The following is a 14,697-nucleotide window of genomic DNA, read 5'->3' as shown; positions in this document are numbered from 1 at the left end:
GTGCCCGGCCCGCGAGCCGCGCGCGTGGTCGAGCGCGATCCGCCAGGGCACCGGGTCGCGGTCATCGGCGCGGGCGGCGGCGGTGATCAGCGGGCTGGCCTCGCGCAGCAGCTCGGCGCGGCCCGGCGAGGGCCAGGCGCGGTCGACCGTCAGCTGGGTCGCGACCAGCAGTGCGCCGGGGTCGTCCGGGGCGGCGGCGCGCCACTGCTCGTACCACTCGGAGCGGGAGCGGGCGAAGGCGGCCAGGCGCCGTACGTAGCGGTCGCGGTACTCCCACTCGGCCGCGGCGCGGGTGGCGGCGAGCAGGCCGGCAGCGGCGGCGTACTCGCCCCGGCCGGCCGCGACCAGCGCGGGCGAGAGACGGTCGTCGGGCGCGTCGAGCACGGGCTCGTCCCCGGCCGGCGGCCGGGCGGCCGGGCGCGTGAGGCGTTTGGTCATCCGGGTGGGGCGGATGAACGAGGGCAGCAGAGCCATGGTGCCGACCATTGAATGTCCGCAGGTCGGGGCGGCGCCAGAGGGCCTGGACAAGTCATGGAAAGTTGTACGCCGGAAGGTCAAGGGCCGGCAAAAGGTGAATGTTCAAGTTGTGTGCGTCCCGGGCAGGTCGTGAGGACGGCCTTCACCTCGCTTCACCCCGTGACGACCCCCGGCAGCTCATGGAGGCCCCGTGCCCGCGCGCGGTGGTCAGCTCCGGCGCAGCAGACGGGTGGCGCCCGCCGCCACCGTCGTCGCCAGGACCCAGCCGAACAGGATCATCACCGTCGCCAGCCACTGCCAGCCGCCGCGCAGCTGCCACTGGCCGGCCTGGCCCAGGTCGATCACCGGCAGCAGCAGGTCCAGCGTGAACAGTGCCGGGCTCCACTGCGGATGGCCCCCGGCATTCACCGGCGGATGGTCGGCGTGCGCGAACGCCAGCGTGCCCGCCGCCCACAGCACCGCCATCCAGACCGCGGCCCGGCCCGGCCGGTAGCCGTAGGCCACCACCCAGTCCTGCACGAACCCCCAGACCTTGCCGGCCGGCGGCAGCGTCTCCCGCCGCCGGCGCTGCTTGGCCAGCAGCACCTCGCGCGCGTCCTCGTCCTCCCCGGCGGCGCGCAGCACCGCGGCCAGCCGCTCGTACGGCTCCGGTGCGTACTCGGCGGTGGCCGCCGCCACCCAGTCCAGGCGCTGGGCCAGCGAGAACGGGCCCTGCGGCACCAGGTTCTCGTAGGCGAACCCGCCCATGTGCAGCCGGCCCGCCTCCGGCCAGCTGCTCGCGCGGTCCACCAGGTTCACGACCCGCGCGCCGGACAGCACCACCCTGCCGCGCTGCGGCCTGTCCCCGAGGAAGCGCAGCTCCGGCGTCTGCACCCGGCGCAGCGACAGCTCCTGGTCGTCGGTGAGGGCGAACGACGCCCGCTCCAGGTCGACGGCGTCCCCGAACCGCCCGTCGTCCAGACGCACCCCGCCCCGGCACTCGAACCGCTGGATCCGCGTCCCGCGCGCCGGCGTGGTGCCGCTCAGCAGCGGGCTGCCCACGCCGGCCGGGGTCAGGTACAGGGCGCGCTCGACCGTCAGCTGCGGGGCGTTCAGCGCGAAGCGGGCGTAGGGGTTGACGAGCTGGGCGCCGCGCAGGCTGAGCGAGACGCCGATCTGGGCGCCGCGCAGGCTGAACTCGCCGTGCGCCTCCAGCATCTCCGCCTGCAGGTCCTGGCCCACGGTCATCCCGTCGGCCGCGATCGCCCGCCCGCCGCGGTCGCGGTGCACGATCGCCTGGTTGAGCAGCAGGTCGGTGCCGATGTGCGCGTCCGTCAGCCGGACCCCGCTGCGGAACCGGCAGCGCGGCAGGTGCAGATCGCCCTCGGTGTGCACGCGGGCCGCCTCCAGGCGCGGCACCGAGCAGTCCGCCAGGCGCACGGTGGTGAACCGGGCCTCCGGCAGCCGGACCTCCTCGTCGAAGCGGCAGCCGGTCAGCTCCACGTACGGCGTCACCTGGCCGCCCGCCAGGTCCAGCGTGCCGGTGATCCGCACGCCGACGAGCTTCAGCGCGGCCACCCGGCCGGCGAGCGCCGGCGGCCCGTCCAGCAGCAGCCAGCACACGATGCGGGCGCGCACGGTCCGCCCGGGGCCCCACGGGTGTCCGCCGTGCGGATCGTCCACCGTGGCGTCCCCGCTGCTCAGGTCGTACACGCTGCCGTTGCGGAAGGCCTGCCACATGCCCGCCTCGGCCGCGGTCAGGTCGTCCGGCAGGTCCCCGGTGCGGATGCCGGCCCCCTCGGTCACCGCTCTGGTCTCCTTCTTCAGTGGTTTTCAGCGGTTTTCGTACAGCCGTTCATGCCCGCTGGGTGACCCCGGGAACACCACACGTGAAGGTGATCTTCCAGGTTCCGGCCAGCCTATGTACCAGTCATTGGCCCGCGTTCTGTATCAGCCATTGATACGCGCGGACGGCTCCCGACGGCGGTCTGAGAGAATTGGGACTGTGATCTCCCGAATCGATCTGCGCGGCGACGCCCTTCCCGAGGGCCCCGCCCTGCGCGACCTGCTGCCCCGAGCCGACTTCGACGTCTCGGCCGCCCTGGAGAAGGTGCGTCCGATCTGCGAGGCCGTGCATCATCGTGGCGACGCGGCGCTGATCGACTTCGCCGAGAAGTTCGACGGAGTACGGCTGGAATCCGTCCGTGTGCCGGCCCGGGCGCTCTCCGACGCGCTCGCGAACCTGGACCCCGCGGTGCGCGCGGCCCTGGAGGAGTCCATCCGCCGGGCCCGGCTGGTCCACCGCGCGCAGCGCCGGACGACGCACACCACCCAGGTGGTGCCCGGCGGCTCGGTCACCGAGAAGTGGGTGCCGGTCGACCGCGTCGGCCTGTACGCGCCGGGCGGCCGCTCGGTCTACCCGTCCTCCGTGGTCATGAACGTGGTCCCGGCCCAGGAGGCCGGCGTCGCCTCCATCGCGCTCGCCTCCCCGGCCCAGGCCGGTTTCGGCGGCCTGCCGCACCCCACGATCCTGGCCGCCTGCGCCCTGCTCGGCGTGGACGAGGTGTACGCGGCGGGCGGCGCCACCGCCGTCGCCATGTTCGCCCACGGCACCGAGTCCTGCCCGCCCGCCGACATGGTCACCGGCCCCGGCAACATCTGGGTCGCCGCCGCCAAGCGCTACTTCACCGGCAAGATCGGCATCGACGCCGAGGCCGGCCCGACCGAGATCGCGATCCTCGCCGACGCCGGCGCCGACCCGGTGCACGTCGCCTCGGACCTGATCAGCCAGGCCGAGCACGACCCGCTCGCGGCGGCCGTCCTGGTCACCGACTCCGTCGAGCTGGCGGAGGCGGTGGAGAAGGAACTGGAGCCGCAGGTCGCGGCCACCAGGCACATCGACGACCGGATCGTGCCGGCGCTCACGGGCAAGCAGTCCGCGATCGTCCTCGTGGACGGCATCGAGGAGGGCCTGCGGGTGGTCGACGCCTACGGCGCCGAGCACCTGGAGATCCAGACCGCCGACGCGGCCGCCGTGGCCGACCGGGTGAGGAACGCGGGCGCGATCTTCATCGGCCCCTGGGCCCCCGTCTCCCTCGGCGACTACGCGGCGGGCTCCAACCACGTCCTGCCCACCGGCGGCTGCGCCTGCCACTCCTCGGGCCTGTCGGTCCAGTCCTTCCTGCGCGGCATCCACATCGTGGACTACAGCAAGGACGCGCTCGCCGAGGTCGCCCACCACGTGGTGACCCTGGCGGAGGCGGAGGACCTGCCCGCGCACGGCGCGGCGGTCAAGGCGAGGTTCGGCTGGAAGGTACCCGGGAGCAAGTGAGCGACGTGCGGATCGACGATCTCCCAGTACGGGACGAGCTGCGAGGCAAGTCCCCCTACGGCGCGCCCCAGCTGGACGTCCCCGTACGGCTGAACACCAACGAGAACCCCTACCCGCTGCCCGAGCCGCTGGTCGAGCGGATCGCGGAGCGGGTGCGGGAGGCCGCCCGGAACCTGAACCGCTACCCGGACCGGGACGCGGTCCAGCTGCGCACCGGGCTGGCCGAGTACCTGACGAGGACCACCGGCCACCCGCTCGGCACCGGGAACGTGTGGGCCGCCAACGGCTCCAACGAGGTCATCCAGCAGCTGCTGCAGACCTTCGGCGGCCCGGGCCGCACGGCGCTCGGCTTCGAGCCGTCGTACTCGATGCACGCGCTCATCGCGCGCGGCACCGGCACCGGCTGGATCCCCGGCCCCCGCGGCGAGGACTTCACGATCGACGTCGACGCGGCCCGCCGGGCCATCGCCGAGCACCGGCCGGACGTCGTCTTCGTCACCACCCCCAACAACCCCACCGGCAACGCCGTGCCGCCGGAGACGGTCCGCGCGCTGTACGAGGCGGCGCAGGCGGCCAAGCCGTCCATGGTGATCGTGGACGAGGCGTACGTCGAGTTCAGCCACGGCCGGTCCCTGCTGCCCCTCATCGAGGGCCGCCCGCACCTGGTGATCTCCCGGACCATGTCCAAGGCGTTCGGCGCCGCCGGCCTGCGCCTCGGCTACCTGGCCGCGGACCCCGCCGTCGTGGACGCCGTCCAGCTGGTCCGGCTGCCGTACCACCTGTCGGCGATCACCCAGGCGACCGCCCTGGCCGCCCTGGAGCACACCGACACGCTGCTGGGGTACGTGCAGCAGCTGAAGGCCGAACGGGACCGGCTGGTCGCCGAGCTGCGCGCGACGGGCTACGAGGTCACCGAGTCCGACGCGAACTTCGTGCAGTTCGGCCGGTTCGCCGATGCCCACGAGGCCTGGCGGAAGATCCTCGACCGGGGCGTGCTGGTCCGGGACAACGGCGTACCGGGATGGCTGCGGGTGACCGCCGGCACCCCGGAGGAGAACGACGCGTTCCTCGACGCGGTCCGTGAGTTGAAGAAGGAGCTGTGACGCATGAGCCGCACAGGACGCGTGGAGCGCACCACCAAGGAGACGTCGGTGCTGGTCGAGATAGACCTCGACGGCACCGGTAGGACCGACATCGCCACCGGCGTCGGCTTCTACGACCACATGCTCGACCAGCTTGGCCGGCACGGTCTGTTCGACCTGACCGTGAAGACCGACGGCGACCTGCACATCGACTCCCACCACACCATCGAGGACACCGCCCTCGCGCTCGGCGCCGCCTTCCGGCAGGCGCTCGGCGACAAGGTGGGCATCTACCGCTTCGGCAACTGCACGGTCCCGCTGGACGAGTCCCTCGCCCAGGTCACCGTCGACCTCTCCGGCCGCCCCTACCTCGTGCACACCGAGCCCGAGAAGATGGCGCCGATGATCGGCGAGTACGACACGACGATGACCCGGCACATCCTGGAGTCCTTCGTCGCCCAGGCGCAGATCGCGCTGCACGTGCACGTGCCCTACGGCCGCAACGCGCACCACATCGTGGAGTGCCAGTTCAAGGCGCTGGCCCGGGCCCTCAGGTACGCCTCCGAGCGCGACCCGCGCGCGGCCGGCATCCTCCCGTCGACGAAGGGCGCGCTGTAACCCCATGAACGGTCTGTCGACCCTCCTGATCGTCGTCGGCCTCTTCCTGGCCGGCGGCATCGTCTCCTTCGTCAAACAGAAGATGCCCACCAGCCTGATCGTGTTGCTCTCGATCGGCGCGGGCCTGTGCCTGGTGGCGGGCGTCATGCGGCTGGAGGTGTGGAATTGAGCACCACGTCCACGAAGAAGGTCGTCGTCTTCGACTACGGCTTCGGCAACGTCCGCTCCGCCGAGCGGGCCCTCGCCCGCGTCGGCGCCGACGTCGAGATCACGCGCGACTTCGACAAGGCGATGAACGCCGACGGCCTGCTGGTGCCGGGCGTCGGCGCGTTCGCCGCCTGCATGCAGGGCCTGCGCGCCGCCCGCGGCGACTGGGTCGTGGACCGCCGGCTGTCCGGCGGCCGCCCGGTCATGGGCATCTGCGTCGGCATGCAGATCCTCTTCGCACGCGGCATCGAGAACGGCGTGGAGGCCGAGGGCCTGGACGAGTGGCCCGGCACGGTCGAGCCGCTCCAGGCCGACGTCGTGCCCCACATGGGCTGGAACACCGTCGACGCCCCCGCCGGCTCGCAGCTGTTCGCCGGCCTGGACGCCGACGCCCGCTTCTACTTCGTGCACTCCTACGCCGTCCACGACTGGCGCCTGGAGACGAACAACCCGGTGATCGAGCCCCCCAAGGTCACCTGGACCACGCACGGCAAGCCGTTCGTGGCCGCCGTGGAGAACGGCGCCCTGTGGGCCACCCAGTTCCACCCCGAGAAGTCCGGCGACGCCGGCGCCCAGCTCCTCACCAACTGGATCGGAACCCTGTAGACCATGGCCAAGCTCGAACTCCTCCCCGCCGTCGACGTCCGCGACGGCCAGGCCGTCCGTCTCGTGCACGGCGAGTCCGGGACCGAGACCTCCTACGGCTCCCCGCTCGAGGCCGCCCTGGCCTGGCAGCGCTCCGGCGCCGAGTGGCTGCACCTGGTCGACCTGGACGCCGCGTTCGGCACCGGTGACAACCGCGCCCTGATCGCCGAGGTCGCCAAGGCCATGGACATCAAGGTCGAGCTGTCCGGCGGCATCCGCGACGACGACACCCTCGCCGCGGCCCTCGCCACCGGCTGCACCCGGGTGAACCTCGGCACGGCCGCGCTGGAGACCCCCGAGTGGGTCGCCAAGGTCATCGCCGAGCACGGCGACAAGATCGCCGTCGGCCTGGACGTACGCGGCACCACGCTGCGCGGCCGCGGCTGGACCCGCGACGGCGGCGACCTCTACGAGACGCTGGCGCGCCTCGACCAGGAGGGCTGCGCCCGCTACGTCGTCACCGACATCGCCAAGGACGGCACGCTCCAGGGCCCGAACCTGGAACTGCTGAAGAACGTGTGCGCGGCGACGGACCGCCCGGTCGTGGCGTCGGGCGGCGTGTCGTCGCTCGACGACCTGCGGGCCATCGCCGACCTGGTCCCCCTCGGTGTCGAGGGCGCCATCGTCGGGAAGGCCCTGTACGCGAAGGCGTTCACCCTGGAAGAGGCCCTGGAGGCTACGTCTTGAAACCGGACACAGTGTCATGACCGATGCGGTGGGGCGCGTACAGAGCGGAAGTCCCTGGGAAGAGAGTTTCGGGTTCGCACGCGCCGTGGCGGTGGGCGACCGGGTGCTGGTGTCGGGCACGACGTCCTTCAAGGGCACCGTGCTGTACGGCGAGGGCGACCCGTACGAGCAGGCCAAGGTGGCCTTCACCAGCGCCGTCGAGGCGATCGCGGAGTTCGGCCTCGGCATCGGGTCCGTGATCCGCACACGGATGTACCTGACCCATGTGCGGGACGTGGACGCCGTCGGCCGGGCCCACAAGGAGCTGTTCGACTCCGTGCGCCCGGTCTCGACCTTGCTGGTCGTGGAGGGATTCGTCGATCCGCGGATCCTGGTCGAAGTGGAACTGGAAGCATTCAGAGGAGCCTGAGCAGTCATGACCCTGGCGGTCCGAGTCATCCCCTGCCTGGACGTGGACAACGGCCGGGTCGTCAAGGGCGTCAACTTCCAGAACCTGCGCGACGCGGGCGACCCCGTCGAGATGGCCAAGGTGTACGACGCCGAGGGCGCCGACGAGCTGACGTTCCTTGACATCACCGCGTCCTCCGGCAACCGCGAGACGACGTACGACGTGGTGCGGCGCACCGCCGAGCAGGTGTTCATCCCGCTGACCGTGGGCGGCGGCGTGCGCACGGCCGAGGACGTGGACAAGCTGCTGCGGGCGGGCGCCGACAAGGTGGGCGTGAACACCGCCGCGATCGCCCGCCCCGACCTGATCCGCGAGATCGCCGAGCGCTTCGGCCGCCAGGTCCTGGTGCTGTCGGTCGACGCCCGCCGCACCCCCGAGGGCACCTTCGAGGTCACCACCCACGGCGGCCGCCGCGGCACCGGTATCGACGCGGTCGAGTGGGCGCACCGGGCGGCCGAGCTGGGCGCGGGGGAGATCCTGCTGAACTCCATGGACGCGGACGGCACGAAGGACGGCTACGACCTGGAGATGATCGCCGCGGTCCGCAAGCACGTCACCGTCCCGGTGATCGCCTCCGGCGGCGCCGGCCGGCTCGCCGACTTCCCCCCGGCCATCGGGGCCGGCGCGGACGCGGTCCTGGCCGCGTCGGTCTTCCACTTCGGCGACCTGCGCATCGGCGAGGTGAAACAAACCCTCCGCGAGGCGGGCCACCCCGTCAGGTAGAGCGCCCCCAAGGCCCCGGCCGGCTGACGGCCGGGGCCGCTCTAGGCGCTCGCCCACCCCAGGTCGACGAGGAGGCGGCGGCGCACCTGCCGCCTCGCGGCTCTTCCTGGACCAGCGCGTCGAGAGGGGCCGCCGGTACCTGGACGAGCGCGCCCACCGGGGCGCCGATGCCGGGCGCGCGAGGCGGCCGGGGAGACCGAAGACCGCGAGCACGTCGCGCCGCACGTGTACGGCTTCCCGTTCCGCGTCCGACGCCTGAGAGGACACCCCTCCCGTGACCGCCACGCTCCTGCCGCCGGCGACCGCGCGCGCCCACCGCGACCCCAACGTGCTCCGCTGACTGGGGGCCTACACCGCCTCGACGCTGGGGGACAGCGTCTACTATCTCGCTCTGTCCTGGGCGGCCGTCCAGGCCGGCACACCCACGCAGGCCGGGCTGGTGATGTCGGCGAGTGCCGTGCCCAGGGCTCTGCTGATGCTCGGTGGGGGTGTGATCGCCGACCGGCTGGGGCCGAGACGGGTGGTGATCGGGAGTGACGCCGTGCGGTGCGGCGCCGTGCTCGCGGTGGCCGCCCTGCTGTTCCTCACCAGCCCCGGACTGTGGCCGCTCGCACTGCTGGCGATGGTCTTCGGCGCCGTCGACGCCGTGTTCCTGCCCGCCCGTGGGCGCCCTGCCGGCCCGGATCACCGGCACGGACCAGCTCGCCCGCGTGCAAGGCATGCGCGGCCTCGCCATCCGCTGCGCCGGTGTGGTCGGTGCCCCGCTCGGCGGACTCGGCGTGGCCCTCGGCGGCGCCCCGGCCGCCTTCGCCCTCGCCGGGGCGCTCATCGCCGTCTCGCTGCCGCTGCTGGTCTCGGTCCGCGTACGGGACCTGCCCCGGGACGGCACGCCCCGCGCCGCCCGCAGCGCCCTGAGCGACCTCCGGGCCGGCCTGCGGTACGTCCGGCGGCACAAGGTCCTCGGCCCGCTGATGGTCACGATCGCCCTCGGCGACCTGGGTTTCGTCGGCCCCCTGAACGTCGGACTGACGCTGCTCGCCGACCGGCGCGGCTGGGGCGCCTCCGGCATGGGCTGGGTGCTGGCCGGGTTCGGCGCCGGCGCGGGTGCCGCCTCACTGCTGCTGGCCGTCCGGGGCCGGCTGCCCCGGGCCGGACTGGTCATGGGGTGCGCCATCATCACCGGCTCGCTGGCCATCGGCACCCTCGCCCACCTCCCGGCCCTCCCCGCCGCCGTCGGCACGGCCGTACTCGTCGGCCTGCTCACCGGTCTGAGCGGCGCGATGTGCGGCGCCCTGCTGCAGACCCGGGCCGACCCCGCCTACCTCGGCCGGGTCACCTCCGTCTCCAGCCTGGTCAGCCTCGGCCTCACCCCGCTCAGCATGCCGCTCGCCGCCGCCGCGGCCGGCGCCTGGGGAACCGGCCCGGTCTACATCGTCAGCGCCGCCGTCTGCGGCCTCGGCGGGGTCGTCGCCCTCGCCGTACCGGGCCTGCGCCGCGCCGAACTCCCCGGGTGAGCGGACCTCACCCGTCCGGCTGGACCAGCTGCACCAGGTTGCCCACCGTGTCGTCGAACACCGCCGCCAGCATCGGGCCCTGCCTCCGGGGCGGGTGCGGGAAGCGGACGCCGAGGGCGGTCAGCCGCTCGTACTCGGTGGACAGGTCGTCCACCGAGAAGACGATGCACGGCAGCCCCGCCTCGTACAGCGCCCGGCGGTACGGCTCCGCGATCGGGCCCTCGCCGGGCTCCAGCAGCAGCTGGAGATCCGGCTGGGCGCCCTCCGGCGCGCCGACCGTCACGAACAGGGTGCCGTCGCCGAGGTCCATGCGCGTGCGCGTCTCGAAGCCCAGGACGCCGGTGTAGAAGGCGTGCGCCGTCGCCACGTCGTCGACGAACACGCCGGTCATGGCCACCTTGATCACGGGCCGGCCCCCTCAGATGCCGAGCTGCCTGGACTCGTGCAGCCGGTCGATCGCGTCCGCTTCACCGTCGAGGTCCACCCGGGCCGCCCGCTGCCGGCCGTAGGCGAACATCAGCAGCTCCGACGGCTCGCCGGTCACCGTGACCACCGGGGTGCCCCGGTGCGCCACCGCCGTCTGCCCGTCCGGGCGGCGCAGCACCAGACCCGTCGGCACGCCCCGCCCCATCAGCCGCGCCATCCGCTCCAGCCGGGACCACAGCGCGTCCTGGAAGACGGGGTCCAGCTCGCGGGGCGTCCAGTCCGGCTGGGCGCGGCGGACGTCCTCCGTGTGGACGTAGAACTCCACGGTGTTGGCCGCCTCGTCGACCTGTTTGAGCTGGAAGGGCGAGAACCGCGGCGGGCCGGTACGGATCAGCTGGATCAGCTCCTCGTACGGCTTCGCGGTGTACTCGGCCATCACCTTCTCCAGGCGCGGCGCGAGCTGTTTGATCAGCGTGCCCCCGGCCGCGTCCGGGCGGCGTTCGCGGACGATCACGTGTGCGGCCAGGTCCCGGGTCCGCCAGCCCTCGCAGAGGGTCCCGGCCTCCGGACCGACGGTTTCCAAGAGATCGGCGAGCAGGAGCCGTTCACGCTTGGCGAAGGTCGACATGCTGCCAGCCTACGACCACGGTCCGCTCCATGGACGTCACGGCCACGCCGTCGGTGTCGCGCGGCACAATGGCACCCATGACCAGTACGACCGGAAACCCCCGGCCCAGCAGCCTCGACCCGGAGATCGCCGCGCGGCTCAAGCGCAGCGCCGACGGGCTCGTCCCCGCCATCGCCCAGCAGTACGACACCGGCGAGGTGCTCATGCTCGGCTGGATGGACGACGAGGCGCTGCACCGGACGCTGACCACCGGCCGCTGCACCTACTGGTCCCGCAGCCGCCGGGAGTACTGGGTCAAGGGCGACACCTCCGGCCACGTCCAGTGGGTGAAGTCGGTCGCGCTGGACTGCGACGCCGACACCCTGCTGGTCAAGGTCGACCAGGTGGGCGCCGCCTGCCACACCGGCGCGCGCACCTGCTTCGACGAGGACGTACTGGTCCGCGACGCCGGTTCCGGCGCACCCGGCTCCGGTCAGTAAGGTCAGCGGCCATGGAACTGGACACCTTCCGCAAGCTGGCCACCGACCGGCGGGTCATCCCGGTCACGCGCAAGCTCCTCGCCGACGGCGACACCCCGGTCGCGCTCTACCGCAAGCTGGCCGCCGAGCGCCCCGGCACCTTCCTGCTGGAGTCCGCGGAGAACGGCCGTTCCTGGTCCCGCTACTCCTTCGTCGGCGTACGCAGCGCCGCCGCGCTCACCGCCCGGGACGGGCAGGCCCACTGGCTGGGCACCCCGCCCGTCGGCGTCCCCACCGACGGCGACCCCCTCGCGGCCCTGCGCGCCACCCTCCAGGCGCTGCACACCCCGCACCAGGAGGGCCTGCCGCCCTTCACCGGCGGCATGGTCGGCTACCTGGGGTACGACATCGTCCGCCGCCTGGAGAAGATCGGCCCCGGCGAGCGCGACGACCTGCGGCTGCCCGAGCTGACCATGCTGCTCACCAGCGACCTCGCGGTGATGGACCACTGGGAGGGCTCGGTCCTGCTGATCGCCAACGCGATCAACCACAACGACCTGGACACCGGTGTCGACGAGGCGTACGCGGACGCCGTGGCCCGCCTGGACGCCATGGAGGCGGACCTGTCCCGCCCGGTCGCCCAGCCCCCGGCCCACCTGCCGCCCTCCGAGCTGCCCGAGTACACCGCCCGCTGGGGCGGCCCGGACTTCCAGCGGGCCGTCGACGACGTCAAGGAACGCATCCGCGCGGGCGAGGCCTTCCAGGTCGTGCCCTCCCAGCGCTTCGAGACCCCGTGCACGGCGAGCGCCCTGGACGTCTACCGAGTGCTGCGGGCCACCAACCCCTCGCCGTACATGTACCTCTTCCGCTTCGACGGGTTCGACGTCGTCGGCTCCTCCCCGGAGGCGCTGGTGAAGGTCGAGGACGGGCGCGCGATGGTGCACCCCATCGCCGGCACCCGGCACCGCGGCGCCACCCCGCAGGAGGACCAGGCCCTCGCCGAGGAGCTGCTCGCCGACCCCAAGGAGCGCGCCGAGCACCTGATGCTGGTCGACCTCGGACGCAACGACCTCGGCCGGGTCTGCGAGCCCGGCTCGGTCGAGGTGGTCGACTTCATGTCCGTCGAGCGCTACTCGCACGTGATGCACATCGTCTCCACCGTCACCGGCAGGGTCGCGCCCGGCCGCACGGCCTTCGACGTGCTGACCGCCTGCTTCCCGGCGGGCACCCTGTCCGGTGCCCCGAAGCCCCGCGCGATGCAGATCATCGACGAACTGGAGCCCTCCCGGCGCGGCCTGTACGGCGGCTGCGTCGGCTACCTGGACTTCGCCGGCGACTCCGACACCGCCATCGCCATCCGTACGGCCCTGCTCCGCGACGGCACGGCCCACGTCCAGGCTGGCGCCGGCGTCGTCGCCGACTCCGACCCGGTCGCGGAGGACCAGGAGTGCCGCAACAAGGCGGCCGCGGTGCTGCGGGCGGTGCACACGGCGAACCGCCTCGGGCAGTAGGGCGCTTCTCATACGAACCCCGGGTGACGGTTCACCCGGGGTTCAGGCGATAGTGGAGTACGTGACTGCCGTACCTCACCCCTCTTCCGAAGCCGCCGCGCCCGCCCGGTCCGGCCGGCGCAGCCTCGCCGTGGCCCTCCTGTGCGGCGCGCTCGGCGCGGCCCTGGCGCTGCTCGCGAGCCGGCAGCGCTGGGCGGAGGGCACCGCGACGGTGGCCGGCGGCGCGTTCCCGCTCACCGCGAAGGGCAGCGACGTCACGGGCGTCCCCGCGGCCCTCGCCATAGTGGGCCTCGCCGCGCTCGTCGCCGTCTTCGCCGTCCGCGGGGCCGGCCGGCTCCTCGTCTCCGGGCTCCTCGCGCTGTCCGGTGCCGGGATCGTCACCGCGGCCCTGGTGTCCGCCTCCGACGGCTCCGCGCTGGACGACGAGGCCGCCAGGGCGAGCGGTGACACCTCTGCCACGGTCGCCGCGCTCAGCCACACCGGCTGGCCCTACGTCGCCGCCGCCGGCGGTCTGCTGATCCTGCTCGCCGGAGTCCTCGCCCTGCGCTACGGCGGCCGGTGGCCCGCGATGTCCGGGCGCTACGAACGCGGTGCCGCCCGCCCGCGGCGCACGGCCCGGCCGGCCGACCCGGAGCGCCCCGAGGAGATCTGGAAGGCGCTGGACCGCGGCGAGGACCCGACGGGCGCCTGACCGGCGGAACCGATGTGGTGAAACAGACGCCACCCCCGCGTCCGGCACGCGTGCGCGTACGGGACAATGGACGGCGAGCGTCCGGCTCGTACGACACGAAGACAGCAACGAGGAGCAAGTCATGGCGGGCAGCAGCCACGGTCACACCCCGGCCGCCTGGACCGGTGTCATCATCGCCTTCATCGGTTTCTGCGTCGCGGGTGCCTTCATGGTGATGGCCCAGCCCGTCGGCTTCTGGGCCGGCATGGTGATCACGGTCCTCGGTGGTGTGGTCGGTGCCATCATGCGCGCCATGGGTCTCGGCCAGCCGAAGGAGTCACGGACCCTGTCGCACGGCGCGCCGGCGGCCAGGCGGGAGCCGGCGGCCGCGGAGGGCTGAGCCCACGGTTTCCCGCGCGGGCGGTCCGGCATCCTGGGGATGCGGGCCGCCTTCTGCGTGTCCGGCACCGTGTCTGCCGGGCGCCCGGCCGGCACCGGGCGGGGCTGGGCCGTTCGCCGCGGCCGGCCGGGCGGGCCCGCGTCCGCCGGGGCACAATGCCCGCGTGAACGCCTGCGGCCGTCCGGATCCGTCCCCCCTGCCCGCCTGGCGGCGGGTCGCCGTCCCGGCGGGTGTGCTCGCGGCCGTCGCCGGGGCCTACGGCTACGTCGGCGCCGTCGACCCGCGCGAACCCGGCTACTACCCCGTCTGCCCGCTCTACCGGCTCACCGGGCTGTACTGCCCGGGCTGTGGAGGGCTGCGCGGCGCGCACGCCCTCGTGCACGGCGATCTGGCGGCCGCCCTGCGGGACAACGCCCTCGGCGTCGCCGCCTGCCTGGGCTTCGCCGTGCTGTGGACCGTCTGGGTGGTGTCTGCGGCGCGCGGCCGGCCGCTGCGGATCGACCCCGGACCGGCCGCTCCGTGGGTACTCGGTGCGGTGCTGGTGGTGTTCACCGTCGTCCGGAACCTGCCGTTCGGTGGCTGGCTGCATCCTTGATGGAAGGGTGAACGTCCAGGTAGTGGGACCGCTCTCGGCCGGATGCGAGGCCTCGGCCCTCCTGCGGATACCATCGCATTGACCACAGGTTTTCAAAACCTTGAAGGAACCACCGTCTGGAAGGGGGCCGCTCGCGTGAGTGTGCTCGACGAGATCATCGACGGAGTCCGTGCCGACCTCGCGGAGCGGCAGGCACGCGTCACCCTCGACGAGCTCAAGGAGCGCGCGGCCAAGGCCCCCGCCGCGAAGGACGGGGTGGCCGCGCTCAAGGGCGACGGCATCAAGGTGATCTGCGAGG

At 73.3% G+C, this 14,697-nt stretch carries 16 protein-coding genes and 3 pseudogenes; 15 read left to right on the top strand and 4 right to left on the bottom strand.

The window, feature by feature from the left end:
- Both IE312_RS41005 and IE312_RS20315 read right to left on the bottom strand, forming a co-directional pair.
- Nucleotides 1–486, bottom strand: a pseudogene (locus IE312_RS41005) (hypothetical protein); the annotation flags it as partial.
- Nucleotides 487–684: 198 nt separating this feature from the next.
- Nucleotides 685–2,262, bottom strand: a complete 1,578-nt coding sequence (locus IE312_RS20315; RefSeq protein WP_189983779.1) for an oxidoreductase — start codon at nucleotides 2,260–2,262, stop codon at nucleotides 685–687.
- 199 nt (nucleotides 2,263–2,461) lie between these two features.
- Here IE312_RS20315 and hisD point away from each other — a divergent pair, with 199 nt between their 5' ends.
- The 9 genes and pseudogenes from hisD (at nucleotide 2,462) to IE312_RS20270 (ending at nucleotide 9,711) form a co-directional block, all read left to right on the top strand.
- Entirely contained in the window at nucleotides 2,462–3,787 is a 1,326-nt protein-coding gene (gene hisD, locus IE312_RS20310; RefSeq protein WP_189983778.1) for a histidinol dehydrogenase, read from the top strand.
- Entirely contained in the window at nucleotides 3,784–4,890 is a 1,107-nt protein-coding gene (locus tag IE312_RS20305; RefSeq protein ID WP_189983777.1) for a histidinol-phosphate transaminase, read from the top strand. The genes hisD and IE312_RS20305 overlap by 4 nt, the downstream gene beginning before the upstream one ends.
- Before the next feature lie 3 nt (nucleotides 4,891–4,893).
- Complete coding sequence (gene hisB / locus IE312_RS20300) at nucleotides 4,894–5,487, top strand: imidazoleglycerol-phosphate dehydratase HisB (RefSeq protein WP_189983776.1); 594 nt, start codon at nucleotides 4,894–4,896, stop codon at nucleotides 5,485–5,487.
- A gap of 4 nt (nucleotides 5,488–5,491) precedes the next feature.
- Nucleotides 5,492–5,656, top strand: a complete 165-nt coding sequence (locus IE312_RS20295; protein WP_189983775.1) for a CG2302 family histidine operon protein — start codon at nucleotides 5,492–5,494, stop codon at nucleotides 5,654–5,656.
- Complete coding sequence (gene hisH / locus IE312_RS20290) at nucleotides 5,647–6,300, top strand: imidazole glycerol phosphate synthase subunit HisH (protein WP_370467577.1); 654 nt, start codon at nucleotides 5,647–5,649, stop codon at nucleotides 6,298–6,300. The genes IE312_RS20295 and hisH overlap by 10 nt, the downstream gene beginning before the upstream one ends.
- Before the next feature lie 3 nt (nucleotides 6,301–6,303).
- Nucleotides 6,304–7,026 carry a bifunctional 1-(5-phosphoribosyl)-5-((5-phosphoribosylamino)methylideneamino)imidazole-4-carboxamide isomerase/phosphoribosylanthranilate isomerase PriA gene (gene priA, locus IE312_RS20285; protein WP_189983773.1) on the top strand — a complete coding sequence of 241 codons (723 nt, stop codon included), beginning with the start codon at nucleotides 6,304–6,306 and terminating at the stop codon, nucleotides 7,024–7,026.
- Between the two features lie 16 nt (nucleotides 7,027–7,042).
- On the top strand, nucleotides 7,043–7,435 hold the full coding sequence (locus IE312_RS20280; RefSeq protein ID WP_189983772.1) for a RidA family protein: 393 nt from the start codon (nucleotides 7,043–7,045) through the stop codon (nucleotides 7,433–7,435).
- Between the two features lie 6 nt (nucleotides 7,436–7,441).
- Nucleotides 7,442–8,197: an imidazole glycerol phosphate synthase subunit HisF gene (gene hisF / locus IE312_RS20275; protein ID WP_189983771.1), complete on the top strand. Its 756-nt coding sequence runs from the start codon at nucleotides 7,442–7,444 to the stop codon at nucleotides 8,195–8,197.
- Between the two features lie 340 nt (nucleotides 8,198–8,537).
- Nucleotides 8,538–9,711: pseudogene (locus tag IE312_RS20270) on the top strand (MFS transporter).
- Between the two features lie 7 nt (nucleotides 9,712–9,718).
- On the opposite strand, the gene IE312_RS20265 reads toward IE312_RS20270, so the two are convergent.
- Nucleotides 9,719–10,117 (bottom strand): VOC family protein, encoded by a 399-nt coding sequence (locus tag IE312_RS20265; RefSeq protein WP_189983770.1) that lies wholly within the window; start codon nucleotides 10,115–10,117, stop codon nucleotides 9,719–9,721.
- 12 nt (nucleotides 10,118–10,129) lie between these two features.
- Nucleotides 10,130–10,765, bottom strand: a complete 636-nt coding sequence (locus IE312_RS20260; protein ID WP_189983769.1) for a TIGR03085 family metal-binding protein — start codon at nucleotides 10,763–10,765, stop codon at nucleotides 10,130–10,132.
- A 77-nt stretch (nucleotides 10,766–10,842) separates the two neighbouring features.
- On the opposite strand from IE312_RS20260, the gene hisI reads away from it, so the two are divergent.
- The 6 genes and pseudogenes from hisI to IE312_RS40995 all read left to right on the top strand — a co-directional run.
- The gene (hisI, locus tag IE312_RS20255) at nucleotides 10,843–11,244 is read left to right on the top strand and encodes a phosphoribosyl-AMP cyclohydrolase (protein ID WP_189983768.1); all 402 of its coding nucleotides are present in this window, start codon (nucleotides 10,843–10,845) and stop codon (nucleotides 11,242–11,244) included.
- Nucleotides 11,245–11,255: 11 nt separating this feature from the next.
- Nucleotides 11,256–12,734 carry an anthranilate synthase component I gene (locus tag IE312_RS20250; RefSeq protein ID WP_189983767.1) on the top strand — a complete coding sequence of 493 codons (1,479 nt, stop codon included), beginning with the start codon at nucleotides 11,256–11,258 and terminating at the stop codon, nucleotides 12,732–12,734.
- Between the two features lie 52 nt (nucleotides 12,735–12,786).
- Nucleotides 12,787–13,425: a TIGR02234 family membrane protein gene (locus tag IE312_RS20245; RefSeq protein ID WP_189983766.1), complete on the top strand. Its 639-nt coding sequence runs from the start codon at nucleotides 12,787–12,789 to the stop codon at nucleotides 13,423–13,425.
- Between the two features lie 121 nt (nucleotides 13,426–13,546).
- The gene (locus tag IE312_RS20240; RefSeq protein WP_189983765.1) at nucleotides 13,547–13,804 is read left to right on the top strand and encodes an HGxxPAAW family protein; all 258 of its coding nucleotides are present in this window, start codon (nucleotides 13,547–13,549) and stop codon (nucleotides 13,802–13,804) included.
- 163 nt (nucleotides 13,805–13,967) lie between these two features.
- Nucleotides 13,968–14,399, top strand: a complete 432-nt coding sequence (locus tag IE312_RS20235) for a DUF2752 domain-containing protein (RefSeq protein WP_189983764.1) — start codon at nucleotides 13,968–13,970, stop codon at nucleotides 14,397–14,399.
- Nucleotides 14,400–14,534: 135 nt separating this feature from the next.
- A pseudogene (locus tag IE312_RS40995) lies at nucleotides 14,535–14,697 on the top strand (indole-3-glycerol-phosphate synthase TrpC); the annotation flags it as partial.

This window comes from Streptomyces capoamus (genome assembly GCF_014654935.1).
Classification (GTDB): Bacteria; Actinomycetota; Actinomycetes; order Streptomycetales; family Streptomycetaceae; genus Streptomyces; species Streptomyces capoamus.
Note: the sequence above shows the minus strand (reverse complement) of the source record. Positions and strands in the feature narration are given on the sequence as shown.

Bases quoted from the DNA above. Each gene is read 5' to 3' on its own strand.
- priA (WP_189983773.1), top strand. From the start codon at position 6,304: ATGGCCAAGCTCGAACTCCTCCCCGCCGTCGACGTCCGCGACGGCCAG.
- IE312_RS20250 (WP_189983767.1), top strand. From the start codon at position 11,256: ATGGAACTGGACACCTTCCGCAAGCTGGCCACCGACCGGCGGGTCATC.
- IE312_RS20295 (WP_189983775.1), top strand. From the start codon at position 5,492: ATGAACGGTCTGTCGACCCTCCTGATCGTCGTCGGCCTCTTCCTGGCC.
- hisB (WP_189983776.1), top strand. From the start codon at position 4,894: ATGAGCCGCACAGGACGCGTGGAGCGCACCACCAAGGAGACGTCGGTG.
- hisI (WP_189983768.1), top strand. From the start codon at position 10,843: ATGACCAGTACGACCGGAAACCCCCGGCCCAGCAGCCTCGACCCGGAG.
- IE312_RS20240 (WP_189983765.1), top strand. From the start codon at position 13,547: ATGGCGGGCAGCAGCCACGGTCACACCCCGGCCGCCTGGACCGGTGTC.
- hisF (WP_189983771.1), top strand. From the start codon at position 7,442: ATGACCCTGGCGGTCCGAGTCATCCCCTGCCTGGACGTGGACAACGGC.
- IE312_RS20280 (WP_189983772.1), top strand. From the start codon at position 7,043: ATGACCGATGCGGTGGGGCGCGTACAGAGCGGAAGTCCCTGGGAAGAG.
- IE312_RS20260 (WP_189983769.1), bottom strand. From the start codon at position 10,765: ATGTCGACCTTCGCCAAGCGTGAACGGCTCCTGCTCGCCGATCTCTTG.